10 protein-coding genes are annotated in these 17,772 nt (G+C 47.9%); all 10 read left to right on the top strand.

The genetic code is table 11. The features are described 5' to 3' along the window. Positions 1-43: 43 nt before the first annotated feature. The 10 genes from IEV98_RS22810 (at position 44) to IEV98_RS22765 (ending at position 17,733) form a co-directional block, all read left to right on the top strand. Positions 44-2,347, top strand: a complete 2,304-nt coding sequence (locus IEV98_RS22810; protein ID WP_188508354.1) for a GH92 family glycosyl hydrolase — start codon at positions 44-46, stop codon at positions 2,345-2,347. Between the two features lie 27 nt (positions 2,348-2,374). Next, a complete protein-coding gene (locus IEV98_RS22805; RefSeq protein ID WP_188508353.1) occupies positions 2,375-3,577 on the top strand; it encodes a fascin domain-containing protein in 1,203 nt (400 codons plus the stop codon). Positions 3,578-3,652: 75 nt separating this feature from the next. Then, positions 3,653-6,679, top strand: a complete 3,027-nt coding sequence (locus IEV98_RS22800; protein WP_188508352.1) for a SusC/RagA family TonB-linked outer membrane protein — start codon at positions 3,653-3,655, stop codon at positions 6,677-6,679. Positions 6,680-6,741: 62 nt separating this feature from the next. Continuing rightward, positions 6,742-8,361 carry a RagB/SusD family nutrient uptake outer membrane protein gene (locus IEV98_RS22795; protein WP_188508351.1) on the top strand — a complete coding sequence of 540 codons (1,620 nt, stop codon included), beginning with the start codon at positions 6,742-6,744 and terminating at the stop codon, positions 8,359-8,361. Between the two features lie 33 nt (positions 8,362-8,394). Next, positions 8,395-9,243: a hypothetical protein gene (locus IEV98_RS22790; protein ID WP_229738925.1), complete on the top strand. Its 849-nt coding sequence runs from the start codon at positions 8,395-8,397 to the stop codon at positions 9,241-9,243. A gap of 11 nt (positions 9,244-9,254) precedes the next feature. After that, on the top strand, positions 9,255-10,565 hold the full coding sequence (locus IEV98_RS22785) for an alpha-amylase family protein (RefSeq protein WP_188508349.1): 1,311 nt from the start codon (positions 9,255-9,257) through the stop codon (positions 10,563-10,565). Positions 10,566-10,670: 105 nt separating this feature from the next. Beyond that, positions 10,671-13,028 carry a PSD1 and planctomycete cytochrome C domain-containing protein gene (locus tag IEV98_RS22780; protein WP_188508348.1) on the top strand — a complete coding sequence of 786 codons (2,358 nt, stop codon included), beginning with the start codon at positions 10,671-10,673 and terminating at the stop codon, positions 13,026-13,028. Positions 13,029-13,047: 19 nt separating this feature from the next. Next, positions 13,048-14,526, top strand: coding sequence for a DUF1501 domain-containing protein (locus IEV98_RS22775; protein WP_229738924.1), 1,479 nt, complete (start codon positions 13,048-13,050; stop codon positions 14,524-14,526). 16 nt (positions 14,527-14,542) lie between these two features. Beyond that, on the top strand, positions 14,543-15,577 hold the full coding sequence (locus IEV98_RS22770) for an NHL repeat-containing protein (RefSeq protein ID WP_188508347.1): 1,035 nt from the start codon (positions 14,543-14,545) through the stop codon (positions 15,575-15,577). Continuing rightward, positions 15,577-17,733, top strand: a complete 2,157-nt coding sequence (locus IEV98_RS22765) for an FN3 associated domain-containing protein (protein ID WP_188508346.1) — start codon at positions 15,577-15,579, stop codon at positions 17,731-17,733. Before IEV98_RS22770 ends, IEV98_RS22765 begins: the two co-directional genes overlap by 1 nt. The last annotated feature ends 39 nt before the right edge of the window (positions 17,734-17,772 follow it).

Raw genomic sequence — 17,772 nt, 5'->3', positions numbered from 1 at the left:
CATCATATCGGTAATCAAGAACAAAACGACTAAATATAGATTTATGAATTCATACGCTAGCATTTGTATCAAGTGCGTCCTATCCTTTTTTGTCGTATTTCAAATCGCACCCAGTCAATCACTTGCCGGAATTGACCGAAATCCCGTGGATTGGGTGAACCCTTTGATGGGGACCGATTCGAAGTTCGAATTGTCAAACGGCAATCAATATCCAGTCATTGCATTGCCTTGGGGCATGAATTTCTGGTCGCCCCAAACCGGAAAAATGGGTGATGGGTGGCTGTATCAATATGCCGCGGATAAAATCAGGGGCATTAAGCAGACCCATCAAGCCAGTGTATGGATAGGGGATTACGGCCAGTTTTCACTCATGCCCGTAACCGGCTCGCTGAAAGTAGACGAGGAAGAACGCGCCAGCTGGTTTTCGCACAAGGCGGAGGTGGTTAAACCGCACTATTATAGTGTATACCTCGCCGACCATGATGTGACAGCCGAGGTGACACCCACTGAACGGGCAGCGAAGTTCCGTTTTACATATCCCGAAACGGATAGTGCTTACCTGATCATTGATGCATTTGACAACGGATCGTTTATCAAGGTAATCCCGGAAGAACGCAAGGTGATCGGTTATACCACGAAAAACAGCGGTGGGGTACCAGCGAATTTCAGGAATTATTTCGTCATAACGTTTGATAAGCCCTTTACCTATGCGGCTACGTATGACAATAAGCAAAAGCAGCCCGGCTTGGAATACACTGGAAACCATGCAATCGGCGTCATCGCTTTTCAAACCAAGCGCGGTGAAAAGGTACACGCAAGCGTTGCCTCCTCGTTCATCAGCCAGGAACAGGCGGAGCGCAACCTCAACGAGCTTGGAGACGATGAGTTTGATGCCGTGAAAGCCAAAGGAGAGGCCGTGTGGAATACGGAGTTAGGCCGTATCGCGGTAACGGGCGGGACGGACGATCAATTGCGTACGTTCTATTCCTGCCTATACCGCGTGTTGCTTTATCCACGCAAGTTCTACGAGTACGATGCGAATGGTGGTATCGTGCACTATAGCCCTTACAACGGACAGGTGCTGCCGGGCTACCTATTTACCGACAATGGTTTTTGGGATACATTCCGGGCAGTGTTTCCTTTTTTCAATCTGATGTATTCAACGCTTACGGGGCAGATCATGGAAGGACTGGTTAATACCTATAAGGAAAGCGGTTGGCTTCCCGAATGGGCAAGTCCGGGCCATCGGGAAAGCATGATCGGATCGAACTCGGCCTCCATCGTTGCCGAGGCATACTTGAAAGGTGCCAGAGGGTACGACATCAATACGCTGTATGAAGCATTGTTGAAGAATAGTGAAAAGGAAGGTCCGTTAAAGTCGGTAGGGCGGCTTGGGGTGAACTATTATAATAAATTGGGTTATGTGCCCTATGATGTGGGTATCAATGAAAATGCAGCACGCACGCTGGAGTATGCCTACGACGATTTTGCGATCTACCGGCTCGCCAAGGAATTGGGTCGCCCCGCAGAAGAAATTAAGCGGTTTGCCGCGCGTGCAGGCAATTATAAAAACTTATTCGATCCGACAACCGGATTAATGCGGGGAAAAAATGAAGATGGATCTTTCCAATCCCCGTTCAATCCGTTCAAATGGGGTGATGCCTTTACCGAAGGCAACAGTTTGCATTACAGCTGGTCTGTTTTTCACGATATCCAGGGGCTCATCGACCTCATGGGAGGAAAGGACAATTTCACGGCTAAGCTAGACTCGGTGTTTACCCTGCCGCCGGTGTATGACGAGAGCTACTATGGGATTGTTATCCATGAAATCCGTGAGATGCAGATCATGAATATGGGGCAATATGCCCATGGCAACCAACCGATACAGCACATGACGTACCTATACAACTTTGCTGGCCAGCCATGGAAGGCGCAATATTGGGTGAGAGAGGTGATGGACAAGCTGTACCATTCCGGGCCGGATGGTTACTGCGGCGACGAAGATAACGGACAGACTTCAGCTTGGTACGTGTTTTCCGCATTGGGTTTCTATCCCGTCTGCCCCGCGATGGATCAGTATGTGATCGGGTCGCCCCTCTTCGAAAAAGCAACGTTGATGCTTGAAAACGGAAATCAAGTGGTCATAGAAGCTTCGGGAAACCAATCACAAAGCCGGTATATCCGCAATGCGGCAATAGACGGAAAGAAACTCACCAAAAATTGGCTGGGCCACCAAGAATTGATGAAAGGCGCCAATATCGTGTTCGAGATGTCTGATACGCCGAACAAAAGCCGGGGTGTAAATGAAGCAGACTTTCCCTTCTCACTATCCAAGGACGAACAATAACCATGTTAACCAAATAAAAACCAACTGATGAAAAAGCTGTCTTTTGTAGTCTTGTGCATTGTTGCGATGGGTTGCTCGCATCAAGAAGCGGAGCTGGAGTTAAATACGATAGGCTTAGACGTATCTAGTCGTTTTGGAACAACGCTTGCGGTGCTTCCAAACGGACCGGTAAAGATCCAGTTTGCGGTGACCGGAAAATATGTAGGCGTCCTGAATAGCTATAACGGCGCTGAGGCCCTGAAGAATGGTGTTGGTACGCATGAAGTATATGATGTTGTTGATGCGGGAAGTGGCTACGTGGGGTTAATATCCCGGAGAAACGGGCAATTCCTTCAGGCCGCTGCTACCGGTAATCATTACGTCTATGCCAATGGCGGAACGGCCTGTGATACTGACTGGGAAAAATTCCTTGTGGAAGATGGAATAGGTGGCGGATTCGCGTTCAAATGTAAAGCCAATAACAAATACTTAAACGTTGAGAACATTCCAAATATGCCCATCCGGGCATTTGCCGCTGCAATCAATACGTGGGAAACGTTCGAAGTAAAGCAGGTCGTGGATATGTGGCAGGCGGTTACTGCTTTTGCCGATAATTTTCCCGCGAAGAGCAAGTTTCAAGGCGCCGGTCCGCTAACTGATTGGATAAAATATACCGACGAAAAGCGAAACGGCACGTATTTATGGCAATTCGAATTGTTTGGTACGGATAGCCGTTATCCGAATAACGAACATCCGGTATGGAATCCGTATAGTTTAATGTGGATTGGGGACTGGGAGGTGCTGGTGTCGTATGGTACGCAGCCCAAATATAATCCGGCAGACAATCCAGCTTCCGCTTGGACCATCCCGCGTTGTGTTAGGTATTTGGAGCCTGTCGCTTCGGTATCACCAGCCATTACACGCAACCGGTACTTACTTAATCTGTCAAGTTGTGCAAAAACAAGCACCGCAACGCCTAATGAATACGGATCGAACTCAGCGGCATATATGCTTGATTTAAGTCATGTGGGTTCGCAGGAGAATATGGGTTTGCGTTGGGTCATCAACCTGCATTATAAGGAGGGGCCGGAGTATTTTATCTATGACCTCGGGCCCGCTGCTGGCGTATTTGATCCTAGATACGGGATTGTCGGTTATGACAATGGACTGGGTGTCTGGGAACATTACACGAATATCCAGAATAGACCCGCCCACGACGATATTTATTGCCCATTAGGGGTAGGCGACTAAACACGAGCGGATAGGTGTTCCGTACTCATTTTCGACAACGAACAAAAAATAATACCAACCAAATTATATATTACTATGAATCGATTTTTATGTTTTTGCATGTTGCTTTTTCTTTTTGAGGGAACAGCATTTAGTGCTGGTAATCAACAAGAACAACTCGCTATCATCGGTACCGTATCGGCCAATGATGGCACACCGCTATCGGGTGTATCGGTCACACCCTTATTGTACCCCAATAATAGGGCGGCGACCGGTGCCGATGGTCAATATCGTATCCGAACGGTCGACACCGATACCTTGCTTTTCACATTCGTGGGTTATCAGCAATTGAAAATAGCGGTTGCGGGAAGAACGCAAATCAATGTGGTATTGGAAGGCACAGATACCTTTATGGAGGAAGTGGTGGTAGTGGCTTATGGGGAGCAAAAGAAGGTAAGCCTTACGGGGGCTATTTCCTCCGTTGCCACTAAAGAATTGCGCCAAAGTCCGGTGTCCAATCTGAGCAATGCCCTTGCGGGCAGATTGCCCGGGCTGGTGGCTTTTCAACCTACCGGTGAGCCGGGTAATGATCTTTCCCAGCTGTTCATCCGTGGGGTATCTACATTCAATAATGCTGCTCCATTGGTGGTGGTAGACGGTGTTTTAGGACGTGATTTTGCACAACTCGATCCCAATGAAGTAGAGAGCATCAGTATTCTGAAAGATGCTTCCTCCACGGCGGTATACGGTGTGAGGGGAGCCAATGGGGTTATCTTGGTAACGACGCGACGTGGTAAATCAGGGAAACCACAGATATCTTTTTCGTCAGAGCTCGGATACCAAAGCCCAATCAGATTGCCAAAATTCGTAGGTTCCTATGATTATGCGACACTCTACAACGAAGCGTTGGCTAATGACAACCTCCCTAAGAAGTTCAGCGATCAGGACCTGGAATACTACCGAATTGGTGCGGACCCTTACTTATACCCTAATACCGATTGGTTTGAAGAATTTCTCAAGCCGTTTACACCGATGACAAGGGCGAATCTCAACATCAGTGGTGGTGGAGACAAAGTGCGGTATTTTGTTTCGGCCAGCGCGTTGACTCAAGACGGGGTATACAATTTTACGAAGTTGAATGATTACGATGCTAATGCCAAGTTCAACAGGTACAATTTCCGTTCAAATATTGACATCAACCTGAGCGATAACCTCACTGTTGGACTTGATTTGGCTGGACGTGTCGAGAACCGTAACTACCCAGGGAGGGATACCTGGCTGATTTTTACGATCCTCAATCGGATTCCCCCGAATATGCCGATAAAAAATGCAGACGGTTCACTAGCTGGCGATGGTCTTAATCCAGAGAACCCAATGGGATTGATTGCGCACGGTGGATACCGCGACTTTTACGGAAACTTTCTACAGGGCACGTATCGGATGAGCCATAAGTTGGATTTCCTGACGAAGGGTCTTTCCGCAAGGGCAGCGTTTGCGTTTGACGGATCATTTGACTATAACATCCATGCGAGCCGTGGCTATGCAGTCTATCAGCTGCGTGAGGATGGCGGCTACAACCAATTTGGTAATGATACCGAATTGGGTATTGGCAAGGGATATGCGTACAATCGAACGGTCAATTTTGAGGCGGCCTTCGATTATAACCGCACCTTTGGTGATCATCAGGTAACAGGGTTGGCGCTATTCAACCAAAATAGGCTTGTAAGACATGATGACGGCTATAACATTCCGTTTTCATACCTCGGCTACGTTGGCCGTTTCACGTATGCCTACCAGAGCCGATTATTTGGCGAGGTTAATATCGGGTATAATGGTTCCGAGCAGTTTCCGAAGGGCAGTCGGTTTGGCTTCTTCCCTTCCTTTTCTGCTGGCTGGGTAATTTCAGAAGAAGGGTTCTTCAACAAAGACCAAGAGGTACTCAATTTTGCTAAACTGCGTGCATCCTATGGAGAAGTCGGGAACGACCGGTTGGGAGCACGTAGGTTCCTTTATCAGCAAACCTTTCAAGGAGCTGGCGGATACCGCTTTGGCAGTGCTCAGGCTGGATATGGCGGAATTGGAGAAGGACCGCTAGCTAACGAGGACATCACGTGGGAACGAGCACGGAAGACCAATTTAGGAGTAGAGCTTGGGTTGTTCAATGACCAATTGTATTTAACAGCAGATGTTTTCCATGAACGCAGAGATAATATCTTAACCACCCGTGGAACAGTATCGGCAATTGTAGGTAGGCAAGGCGGTGACCTGCCCCCGGTCAATATCGGGATTGTCCAAAACCGTGGAGTTGATGCAGAATTGACCTATAGAAATCCTTCGAGTAACAAAGTCAACTACAGTATTAGTGGGAATGTGACGTTCGCTCGGAATAAGGTGCTTTTCATGGATGAAGAGAGCCGGGAGTTTGATTACCAATACCGTACTGGATTACGCGTAGGGCAACCGTTTGGCTTAAAATGGGATCGCTTTTTCGAATCATATGAAGACATCAACGCGAGTGCACCTCACACATTTGTAACCCAGGAATCACTGCGGCCAGGGGATATCAAGTATAAAGATATCAATAACGACGGCGTCATCGATGCAAATGATGAGGTACCGCTCGGGTTTAATACCGGTATTCCAGAGTTGATGTTCGGACTATCCGGCCGGGTTTCGTATGCGGGTGTAGACTTCAGCGTGCTATTCCAGGGAGCGGGTAATTCTTCTGTATTTATGGACAACTTCGCAATCTGGGAATTTAGAGGTGGAGGTGCGGGAAAAGTAAATGAGTGGCACATGAATCGCTGGACTCCTGAAACGGCTGCAACAGCTACCTATCCACGCCTTTCCAGTACGGATAATCCGAATAACCAGCGCCTATCTGACTTCTGGATGCGGCCACGTGATTACGTTCGTCTGAAAAACATCGAACTTGGCTATTCGTTTAGTGCGACTGCATTAAAAGCGGTCAAAATCCAGAAAGTGAGGCTGTATCTGAATGCGCATAACCTGGTGACTTGGGACAATGTTAAAATTGTCGATCCGGAGAACCCAGCATGGGCCGGTGGAGACTTTTATCCACAGCAACGGGTTATCAACGGCGGAGTTACAATTGATTTTTAGTCGATACACGGATTACCTTGAATGGTTTTGGTGAAGACTGATAGAAATATAAGAATAACAATATGAAAAGATTATTGAATTTCCTTGTGCTGATCGTTTTGGCAGCAGGGTGTGATAAAAGTATACTGGATCGACAACCCAATGACCAGATGACAGAGGCGGCGGCTTTCGAAGACTTATTAGTTACGGAGAAGTTTTTGAATAATGTGTACAGTGAATTGTATGGAGGTATCTACAACCGCACGCCCAATTATTTGTTGTCATCTACCACAGACGATGCGGATGCAGCAAACCTGACAACAGGGGGATACACCTTTAACATCGGCGCATTGAGCCCTACTGGGAACCCGTTGGGTGATTACTGGGGCATGTATTATTCCGCAATCAGGAAAGCTAATATATTCTTGAAGAACATTGATCATGTTCCAGGAAGTGCAGCGGTCAAAGAACGCATGAAGGGTGAAGCGATTTTCCTGAAAGCATTTTTCTATCAACAATTGCTTAAGGGCTATGGTGCTTTTATCATTGTGGACGGCGTTTTAAGCGTAAATGACGATTTGGCGTTGCCTCGGAATACCGTTGATGAGTGTGTTGCTTATATCACAGGTCTGGCTGACCAGGCAGCAAGCCTGCTTCCTGTTGTTCATGAGTCCAGTCAATTAGGTCGCGCAACGAAGGGCGCTGCGCTCGCGTTGAAAGCAGAAGCGTTGTTGTTCTATGCGAGTCCAATGCACAACCCGCTCAATGACAAACAACGTTGGAAGGTTGCAGCGGATGCAGCCAAGGCCATTTTGGACGACAGCGAGCTTGGTTACGAATTGTTTAACGACTACCGGAACCTGTTTTTGGTTAATAATAATTCAGAGGTGATCTTTGCTTTTATGGCAGGGGGAAGTCTCAACACGATGGAGGTGGCAAATGGCCCTTCAGGGTACGGTGGTTGGAGTGGGACATCTCCTACACAAGAATTGGTTGATGCTTATGAAATGGCTAACGGTGTAGCCCCGTTCTTGGCCGACGGTTCGGTGAACCCGGCTTCAGGGTATGATCCGCAAAATCCCTATGAGAATAGAGACCCTCGGTTTTACGCCAGTATCCTATACAACGGAGCCCCTTGGCAAGGAAGAGCCATTGAATCGTTTGTTGGAGGCGCTGACGGAATCTCCGTTGGAACACACACGAGAAGCCAAACAGGCTATTTTATGAAAAAATTCCTTGATGAGTCGCTCACGGTCAACAGTGCGCAGCGTAGAGCCGCTACGTGGATCCTTTTCCGATTGGGCACGGTGATGTTAGATTTTGCCGAAAGCCGAAATGAAGCGAGCGGGCCGGATGCCGATGTGTATGCCGCAGTTAATGCCGTACGCGCACGTTCGAGTATGCCAGCCTTGGCCGAAAATCTATCACAAGATGAAATGCGGGTTCGCATCCGTCAGGAACGCCGAATTGAGTTGGCATTTGAAGATAATCGGTTCTGGGACGTAAGGCGCTGGAAAATAGGGGTTCAAGCGTTTGGAAGACAAATGCATGGGATGCGCATTACGCGTACAGGTACTGAACTGAAATACGAGCGGATACCCATCAGAGCACGGGTGTTTGACGAGAAAAGACACCTATTCCCGATTCCGCAGTCGGAATTGAATAAAAACCCGAATCTCGAGCAAAACGAAGGTTGGAAATAGCAACAGATAAACCGAATAAACATGAAAACAAAAATGAAAAGGAACAATATGAAACAGGGGTTAGTTTGGGTGCTGGCTTCATTGGTGTTCGTTGCCTGTAAAGAAGATACTAAAATGGCACCCTGTGAGTCCGACTTCTTTTACGACGGTTCGCCATTCCGGCAAGGCGAAGTTGGTACAATATTGCCTGACTACAATTCCGGGGAGGACATTCCCGGAGTTTTTTCTGCCTCAGAAGGGCTCGTGTTGAAAGATAATTTAACGGGTGAAATTGATTTGGCAGCAAGCGCACCAGGGGCTTACTCCATTCGCAAGACCATGATCGGTAACACGACGTGCGGCAATCGGATAGCGATGACTTATCTTTCTATTTTACCGCCACCTAGTGTTTTAAATCGTGCGGATAATGGTGACGGTTGGGGTTGGGCAGGCGAGGGGTTTGTGGATCAAGAGGATAAAATGGAAGGGCTCGCCGCTATAAAGACCAAGGTAAACGGAGCAGGCAACTTGCTGTTGCTACAGCACCATTTATCGGAGCCACTCAATACCCAAGTGAGCAAAGCGTTAGGCGAGTTGCATGTTTGGTTTTATGTATCGGATCCATCTCAGTTTGATCCGATGGCTGAAATCGGTCAGTTCGAGTTGACAAGTTCAGGAGGGCCAGATAAAAATGAGTTTACTTGGCCTATTATTTTAAATAATATGAACATCAATGCCGGGTGGAATGAACTGGTGTTGAAATTTAAGGATGCGTCTATCACAGGTGGTGATCCGGACCTCGCTGCAATTAACTTTTTCCGGCTTTACATGTTTACGAAAGGGGACTCCGATTCGCCGGTTACTATCGGGTTGGATGATTTAAGAATCTTGGCTGCTGAATAAACGGAGAAAAAATGAGATTTATGAATTGGTTGGGGATAGGAGTGATTGCAACATTGTTTGCGTGTGCGGCAAAAACGGATACAGACCATGCTGGCAAGCCACAGGACAAACCGGAGGAAAAGTCAGTTTGGAAAATTGAGGATGGAAAATTTTACCGGGATGGCGAATGGGTATTCCTGAAAATTGCAAAGCCCCTCCGGAATTTTGCCGATGACAATGCTGTACAGCAGTTGATTGGCGACCTGGATCGACTCAAAGCCAAGCATTACAATGTGATTGAGATCAACTGCTATTGGCATCATTTTGACCACGATGGTGATGGGGTTCCCGATGTGTCGTTGGAACCGTTAAATCGGCTGATTAAGACGATCTATGCCAAAGGAATGATGCCCTGTTTGTCGGTAGAAACGTATGCCGTGGGTGGCGGGCAAATGCCCGCTGGTTTTTGGGACCGTTTTCCGGATGCGGATGCCATCAACGATCAGGGAAAGACGGTGACGGATACGGAGTATGGGTTTGGATCAAGGGTGGTGTCGATTTTTCATGACGGCTACCGGGGTGCAGCCAGAACGTTTATCAAAAAACTTGCAGCTGGGGTCGATCACGAAAAAATCCTATATTTTGAGACCACGGTGGAACCACAGTACATGGGCACGATAAATCTATGTTACAGTGAGCATGCGAAGAATGCGTATGAGGGGTGGTTGACCGAAAATGGGATTACCGACGTCGCTGCGAAAATGCCAACAACGTTTCCCACCCCGCAGTCGTTCATCAACAATGCGTATTGGAACAAATTCAGAGCACAGTTTCTAGCCGAATGGGTTAATGGAGATGCGGCCGCATTCCGTGAAATAGCGGGAGCGGATGCCTATATTGCCGTTGATTACCTCGACGCAGACGAAGACACCATGGTAAAAAGGAATGGTAACCCGGAAGAGTTCTTAGCCCATTTGGACGCACCGAATATTATTCAGGTAAATTGGAGCTGGTTTTTTCCGACGAATAGCCCGAACCAAAAAGCCTATGACCGGGTGAAGCACGCAAAGGATACCTACAATCGGGATTGGGCGATTACCGAACATATGACATTTAATGGAAGTGATTTCAACCACTTTAGCGATGAAGAGCTCCGGCAGATTTTAGGGAATACACTGAACCAGGGAACTCGTTTCGGCTGGGAGTTTGTTTCCATCGATAATGCGACAAACGGAAGTTTTAGCTTGTACAACGATGACTGGTCGCCAAAACGGGTAATGGGGATCGTGGATCTTCACTGGGATGAATGGTTAGTCCGCATACGCGAAATGGAAGCACAATAATCATACATTCTCTTGTATACACAAGCTAAATAAGTATATTTGCGTGAGCGTCAATCGTGTTTGGGCTGATTCTGCCTTTTGTAAACGATATTATTGCCTTCTGTTATGATTCAGAAAAAGTTAACCCGTATAGCGGCGAAGCCTTTCCAAAAATGGATAGCGGCGTTGGGTATCAGTGCAATCGTCTTTTCGCTAGCTACTTGCAATTCTAGTGGTGAGCAAGGCGGAGCGGACGTGGGTATTCCAGATGTGGTGGACTATAATTTCCACATTCGCCCGATCCTGTCGGATAAGTGTTTCGCATGTCACGGTCCCGATAACAATACCCGTGAGGCCGGTTTGCGTTTGGATACGGAAGAAGGTGCCTACGGCGCGCTAGCGGACCATCCGGATATGTTTGCCATTGTACCGGGGAAACCGAAGGAAAGCGAAGTATACCATCGGCTGGTCACTGATGACGATACGTACCGCATGCCTCCCGTTTCGTCAAACCTGACCCTGACTGCGCGGGAGATTGATTTATTAACGAAATGGATCGAACAAGGAGCCGTATACAAGCCCCATTGGGCATTTGCGGTACCGACTAAAACCGAATTGCCCGATGGCGATGACTGGGCACGCAATGAAATCGATCATTTTGTTTTGAACAAAATGAAGGAAGTGGGTTTTAAACCGAATGCGGCAGCGGAAAGTTACCACCTCCTGCGGCGGGTAAGTTTAGATTTAACGGGCTTGCCCCCAACAGCCGAACAGATAGACCGTTTCTTGGCGGAGGATTCGCCCGAAACTTATGAGAAGATGGTGGATGAGCTGCTCGCATCGACGGCTTACGGTGAGCGAATGGCATTGCATTGGTTGGATGTAGCGCGTTATGCCGATTCCTATGGCTATCAAGATGATGACATCCGTACCCAGTGGCCCTGGCGCGATTGGGTGATTCACGCATTCAACGAGAATATGCCCTATGACCGGTTCGTCACCTGGCAATTGGCAGGTGATTTGTTGCCCAACGCAACGAAAGAACAGATACTGGCTACTGCTTTTAACAGGAACCATAAGATTACCGAAGAAGGTGGCGTAATCGAAGAGGAGTATCGGGTTGCATATGGACTTGATAAAACCAATACGTTTGCAAAGGGTATCTTGGGCATCACCATGGAATGTGCACAATGCCACGATCATAAATACGATCCCTTTTCTCAGAAAAACTATTACAGCTTATTCGCATTTTTCAACAACACCACCGAGAAGGGGCTTGAAGGCCTTGTCAATTCCGGACCATCGAAGACTCCCCGATTGACCATTACCCAAGAAGATTTGAATGGCATGCTGGATTTTGTTAATAAGTGGGACGAGAAAGAGGAAGTTTCGGTATCGATTATGGGCGAGCTTGATACGTTGAGGCCGACGTTCATCTTGGATCGAGGGGTATACGACTCGCCAACGGAACGCGTGTATCCCGGGACACCCGAATCCGTTCTTCCTTTTGATAGCCTGAAGTTTGCGCAAAACCGGCTTGGATTGGCACAATGGACTTTTAGTAAGGATAATCCCCTAACAGCGCGTGTATTCGTTAATCAAATATGGGCTTTGTTTTTCGGTAGAGGGCTGGTGCCGACAATTGCCGATTTCGGCAATCAAGGTGAGCTTCCCAGTCACCCCGAACTACTTGATTGGCTTGCGGTGGATTTTCAGGAACATGGTTGGGACATCAAGCGGTTGGTAAAGCAATTCGTGATGAGTGCCACCTACCGCCAGTCTTCTCAGATTACGGACAAGCATCGGGAAAAAGATCCGGATAATATTTATTATGCACGCGCAACACGCATTCGGCTGCCTGCAGAGGCAATCCGCGATCAAGTGCTCGCAAGCAGCGGCCTATTGGACCGTACCATTGGTGGGCCAAGTGTAAAGCCGTACCAACCTGAAGGGATCTGGGAGATCGCAAGTCCGGGGAGGGGGGCACTCGCTCATTACGTGCAGGATCACGGTGACGACTTGTACCGAAGGGGGATGTATGTGTTTTTCAAAGTTACGCTACCCCCACCCAGTATGCTTATTTTCGATTCGAGCAACCGGGACATGTGCGAGGTGACCCGCCAGCGCACGAACACGCCACTGCAGGCATTGGTCATGTTGAACGACCCGACAGTACTGGAAGCAGCCCGCGTATTTGCCGGGGAACTGATGGAGACGGGCGACAAGGCTTCGACGGATGAACTGATACAAGCAGCATTCAAACGGATTCTGTGCCGGGTTGCCACGAAAGATGAAGCGGATGTGTTGAGCCAGTTTTATCAAGAAGAGAAGACACGCTTTGATAAAGCCCCTACTACGGCCGAAGCATTTTTGAAAGTTGGGGAAGCGCCGCAATCAGAAAATCTACCAAAGATAGAACAAGCCGCATTAATGGCGGTAATTCACGCGATTTACAACCTCGAGGAGACCGCAACACGAATATAGAACACTTAAATGCTGATGAATGGAAGCGAAGAATAAGTCATCCATGGAAAAAGAAATCGGGAATGCCAAACTGTTTCAAAATCGACGCCAGTTTTTGTCGACATTGAGTGTTGGTATCGGTAGTGCTGCGTTGGGTTCATTGTTGATTCCTAAATTATTTACGGGAGGGCAGCAAGGGCAGGAAGCACTGGCAAAGGCGATTCCGCATTTTGCACCGAAGGCAAAGCGGGTTATTTATTTATTCCAGTCAGGAGGTGTTTCGCAGCTCGAATCTTTCGATTACAAACCCAAGTTGCGGGAGATGATGGGGCAAGATTTGCCCGCGTCTATACAAGGCGGGCAGCGTCTTACCGGAATGACATCCGGACAGGCATCCTTCCCATTGGTAGGCTCGTATTATGATTTTGCACAATATGGCCAAAGCAGGGCATGGGTAAGTGATCTTTTCCCACATACCGCCAAAATAGTCGATGATTTATGCATTATCAGATCGATGCATACCGACGCGATCAACCATGACCCGGCGATCACTTTTTTCCAGACCGGCGCCCAACAGGGTAACCGTCCGAGTATGGGAGCGTGGTTGAGCTATGGATTAGGGAGTGAAAATGAAAATCTTCCCGCGTTTTGTGTATTGATATCCAAAGGAAAGGGTGATAGTCAGGGAATTTATTCGAAACTCTGGACGAATGGGTTTTTGGATTCCGTGCATCAAGGGGTGCAGTTTATGGGTGGCCCCAACCCGGTATTGTATTTGAATAACCCCGAAGGTACGGATAAGGTGAGCAGGCGGAATTTGCTCGATAAGCTGGGGGAATTGAACGCCATGCAGTTTGAGGTTTTTGGCGACCAGGAGATCACGGCCAAGGTGCAGCAGTACGAAATGGCTTATCGCATGCAAACATCAGTTCCTGAGGTGACCGATGTTTCGAAAGAACCCGATCACATCGTGAAAATGTACGGTCCCGAATGTTTGGTGCCGGGAACCTATGCGGCCAATTGCTTATTGGCAAGGAAGCTTTCCGAGAACGGGGTCCGTTTTGTGCAGCTTTATCACCAAGGATGGGATCAGCATGGTGCACTGCCTGGACAGATGGCATTGCAGGCCAAGGATGTCGATCAGGCGTCAGCAGCATTGGTGACGGATTTGAAACAACGGGGATTGCTGGATGAAACACTGGTCATGTGGGGCGGCGAATTCGGTCGGACAAACTATTGCCAGGGGCATATGTCTTTCGACAACTATGGGCGGGATCATCATCCCCGCAGCTTCAGCGTTTGGATGGCTGGTGGTGGTGTAAAGCCGGGGCTTGTGTATGGAGAGACGGATGAGTTTGGCTACAATATTGCCAAAGATCCGGTTCACGTACATGATTTCCACGCTACAATACTCCATCTGCTAGGCTTAGACCACGAAAAGTTGACTTACCAGCATCTGGGTAGGCGGTATCGGCTTACCGATGTAGCCGGTAACGTTGTAAAAGGTATTTTGGCTTAATTTTAATCGATAGAATATGAATAGAAGAGTTTTTATTGGTCGTGCTGCCGTCGGATTAACGGCCATTGCAGCCGCGAAGGATGTGTTGGGTAACGCAGATCCGATTTACGGGCATCATGGCTTGTTTTACCGTCAAGTAAAGGGGTGGGGTGTATTGGATGCCAATCGTTTTCCTGTTAATGACTGCCACGAAATGGTGCAGGATAGCCGTGGACGTATCTTCCTGCTTACCAACGAAACCCGAAATAACGTACTTATATACGATACGAAAGGACGGTTAAAGGCCTCATGGGGTAAAGAATATCCGGGCGCTCATGGGTTGTCCATCGCAGGTGAAGGTTCCGATCAGTTTTTATTGATTACCGATACAGAAAAGCATCAAGTATACAAGACCACATTGGATGGGCGTGTATTAATGACTTTGGACTATCCGCAGGAAGCCGAAATATATGCCAATAAAGATGCTTATGTGCCCACCGAAACGGCGGTTGCGCCGAATGGCGATATCTATGTGGCCGATGGGTACGGACAGCAGTATATTCTCCATTATGGAGCAGATGGCAAGCTGAAAGGATGGTTTGGAGGAAGAGGCGAGGGAGATCGATTTCTTGACAATGCACACGGAATCGCCATTGATCAGCGCGCGGGTAAGCCGACCTTGTTGGTGACAGATCGGACAAGATGTTGCTTCAAGCGGTTTAGCCTTGCCGGCGAGCTTTTGGAAATCATTGATTTACCGGGAGCAGGAGTCTGCCGTCCTGTTATCCATGGAGATCGGCTCTATGCAGCGGTGCTTCGTTCGCCGGATATGAATCAAGCTAACTCCGGTTTTGTGACCATATTGGACAAAGCAAATAAAGTAGTGGCCAATATCGGTGGTACTGAGCCTATCTATGAGGGGGGTAAATTACAAGTGATGACCCAATCGAGCCCGTTGTTCGCTCATCCACATGATGTCTGTGTCGATAAGGATGAGAATATTTATGTAGCCCAATGGGCTTCCGGTAAGGTTTACCCGTACAAATTTGAGCGCGTAGCAGGTAAAAATTAATGAAGGCAACCTATTGGAGGTTTAACTTACTGGTTGGCCTCAATTGTTTTATTGTTTTTTTTCTGCTGGTCGAACATCTGATTAAAGTGCCTTCGGGGATCCAGGTTATTGGGAGAATGCATCCCATGTTGCTGCACTTCCCCATCGTTTTATTGGTGCTTACCGGCCTGTTTGTTAATTTTCCCAAGCGGTTTCAGGAGTCAGTTTCTATTTCGGTATTGATTCGGGAGTTGCTGTTTGTAAGCGCACTGACCAGTGCCCTCACGGTGATTATGGGTTTGCTTCTTGCACGTGAAGGCGGGTATGACGGGCGTGAGTTCCAGTGGCATAAATGGATTGGTGTTGCGATTTCCTTTGTTTCGTGGGGTCTCCTGTGGATACAGGCTAATCAACATAAGCTTCATCGTTATTTCTTTGTCGGCGCTACCAACCTGTGCTTAGTTTTGGTATTGATTGCTGGCCATTTTGGAGCATCGTTGACTCATGGGGCCGATTTCGTATTATCGCCCCTGAGGTCTGGTGATGCAAAGGCCTTTGATTTGGAGCATGCCAAGGTATTTGAAGATGCGGTACTTCCAATATTCAAGGCGAAATGCCTATCCTGCCATAATCCAAGTAAGCCGAAGGGTGATTTGGTGTTGTCGGACTCTGCATCTATTTTAAAGGGTGGTGAAAATGGGCCGTTGCTGCTGGGGGGAGGTACAACGGAGAGCCTGTTGATCCAGCGGTTGTCTTTGGACATCAGTCACGAACACCATATGCCACCGGAAGGGAAGCCACAATTAACTGCGGAGGAACTAGCGCTGCTTGAGGCATGGGTGGCCAACGGTGCTCAATTTGGATTGCCGGTGGCGACACTCAGAGCGGATGACACCCTGATGCTCGCTATCCAGGCAATTTATCAGGTGGAGGAGGAAGAGCATTTCGACTTTCCATCCGCTGATGAAGCGTCGATCAAAAAGCTAGCAAGTCCATATCGTGTAATCAGATCGGTGGCCAACGGATCGCCGGCCCTTGCAGTCAGTTTTTATGGCACAAGTTTTTATAATCAACAGTCCTTGTCAGATTTGAAGCCGATCGTTCAGCAGATCGTCACCCTGAACCTGAGTGGCATGCCGATTGACAAAAAGGATTTGGAGATGCTCAAAAGTTTCAGTAACCTACGGAAGGTAAACCTAAATAATACCCCGTTGGATGATGAAGGCATCGCCTTATTGAATGCCGTGCCAACATTGAAAAGTGTCAGTCTGAGTGGTACCGGTGTGACGGTTGAAGGAGCCAAATCCTTGCTGGCAAACGAGGCGATCCAAAAGCTGTACGTTTGGAATACCGCGATCAATACGGAAGAAGTCGGTCAATTGGCCGCATCCTATCCTACCAAGTATATCGAAGGCGGGTTTGTAAGCGACGAAACATCCCTGTTGCCGCTGACCACACCGCAGGTTACACCTGCCCGCACATTTTTCCGTGATAACCTGGAAATCTCATTGAGCCATGCTATTCCCGGAGTAGAAATCCGCTATTCGCTGGATGGAAGTGAGCCGGATAGTATAACCGGGACTCTATTTGATAACCCCATTGTAATCGATCGCGCACAAAAACTTCGGATGAAGGCCTATAAAAAAGGCTGGCTGCCCAGTGGTATCGTAGAGCGCGAATATGTAAAGTCGCCAAATCTGCCTGATCGGATGGAATTGCAATCTAGGCCCCATTATTTATTCCCCGCGAGAATGGAATTGTCATTAATGGACTTAGAAAGCGGTGGGGACAATCATGCTGATGGCAGATGGCAAGGATACCTTCAGTCATCATTTGCGACGGCGTTGTACTTTGATAAGCCGACCACGATAGATACGCTTATGCTTAGTGTGTTGCAGAACTACGCCGGAGTTACGTATATGCCCGTTTATCCGCCCGAGCATATTGAAATATGGGGTGGAAAAGATTCCGTGAATACGAGATTACTTGCTAAAGTGGCACCGGACCTAATGAAACATGAGCACCTGACAAGAAGAAGACTTATCCATTGCCCGGTGAAGGCATCAAACGTTCAGTATTTGAAATTAGTGGCAAAACCATACCAAAATATTCCAGCTGGCTATCCGGGTTCTGGAGCCCCCGCATGGCTTTTTGTCGATGAGATTATTTTGAAATAAGTTGCATTACTTGTATATACAAGTTGTTTATTTGTTTAT

It is taken from the genome of Parapedobacter pyrenivorans (assembly GCF_014636865.1).
Taxonomy (GTDB): Bacteria; Bacteroidota; Bacteroidia; order Sphingobacteriales; family Sphingobacteriaceae; genus Parapedobacter; species Parapedobacter pyrenivorans.
This window is presented reverse-complemented; position numbering and strand designations above follow the sequence as displayed.

Coding starts and splice junctions, on each gene's coding strand:
- IEV98_RS22810 (WP_188508354.1), top strand. CDS start 44: ATGAATTCATACGCTAGCATTTGTATCAAGTGCGTCCTATCCTTTTTT.
- IEV98_RS22805 (WP_188508353.1), top strand. CDS start 2,375: ATGAAAAAGCTGTCTTTTGTAGTCTTGTGCATTGTTGCGATGGGTTGC.
- IEV98_RS22800 (WP_188508352.1), top strand. CDS start 3,653: ATGAATCGATTTTTATGTTTTTGCATGTTGCTTTTTCTTTTTGAGGGA.
- IEV98_RS22795 (WP_188508351.1), top strand. CDS start 6,742: ATGAAAAGATTATTGAATTTCCTTGTGCTGATCGTTTTGGCAGCAGGG.
- IEV98_RS22790 (WP_229738925.1), top strand. CDS start 8,395: ATGAAAAGGAACAATATGAAACAGGGGTTAGTTTGGGTGCTGGCTTCA.
- IEV98_RS22785 (WP_188508349.1), top strand. CDS start 9,255: ATGAGATTTATGAATTGGTTGGGGATAGGAGTGATTGCAACATTGTTT.
- IEV98_RS22780 (WP_188508348.1), top strand. CDS start 10,671: ATGATTCAGAAAAAGTTAACCCGTATAGCGGCGAAGCCTTTCCAAAAA.
- IEV98_RS22775 (WP_229738924.1), top strand. CDS start 13,048: ATGGAAGCGAAGAATAAGTCATCCATGGAAAAAGAAATCGGGAATGCC.
- IEV98_RS22770 (WP_188508347.1), top strand. CDS start 14,543: ATGAATAGAAGAGTTTTTATTGGTCGTGCTGCCGTCGGATTAACGGCC.
- IEV98_RS22765 (WP_188508346.1), top strand. CDS start 15,577: ATGAAGGCAACCTATTGGAGGTTTAACTTACTGGTTGGCCTCAATTGT.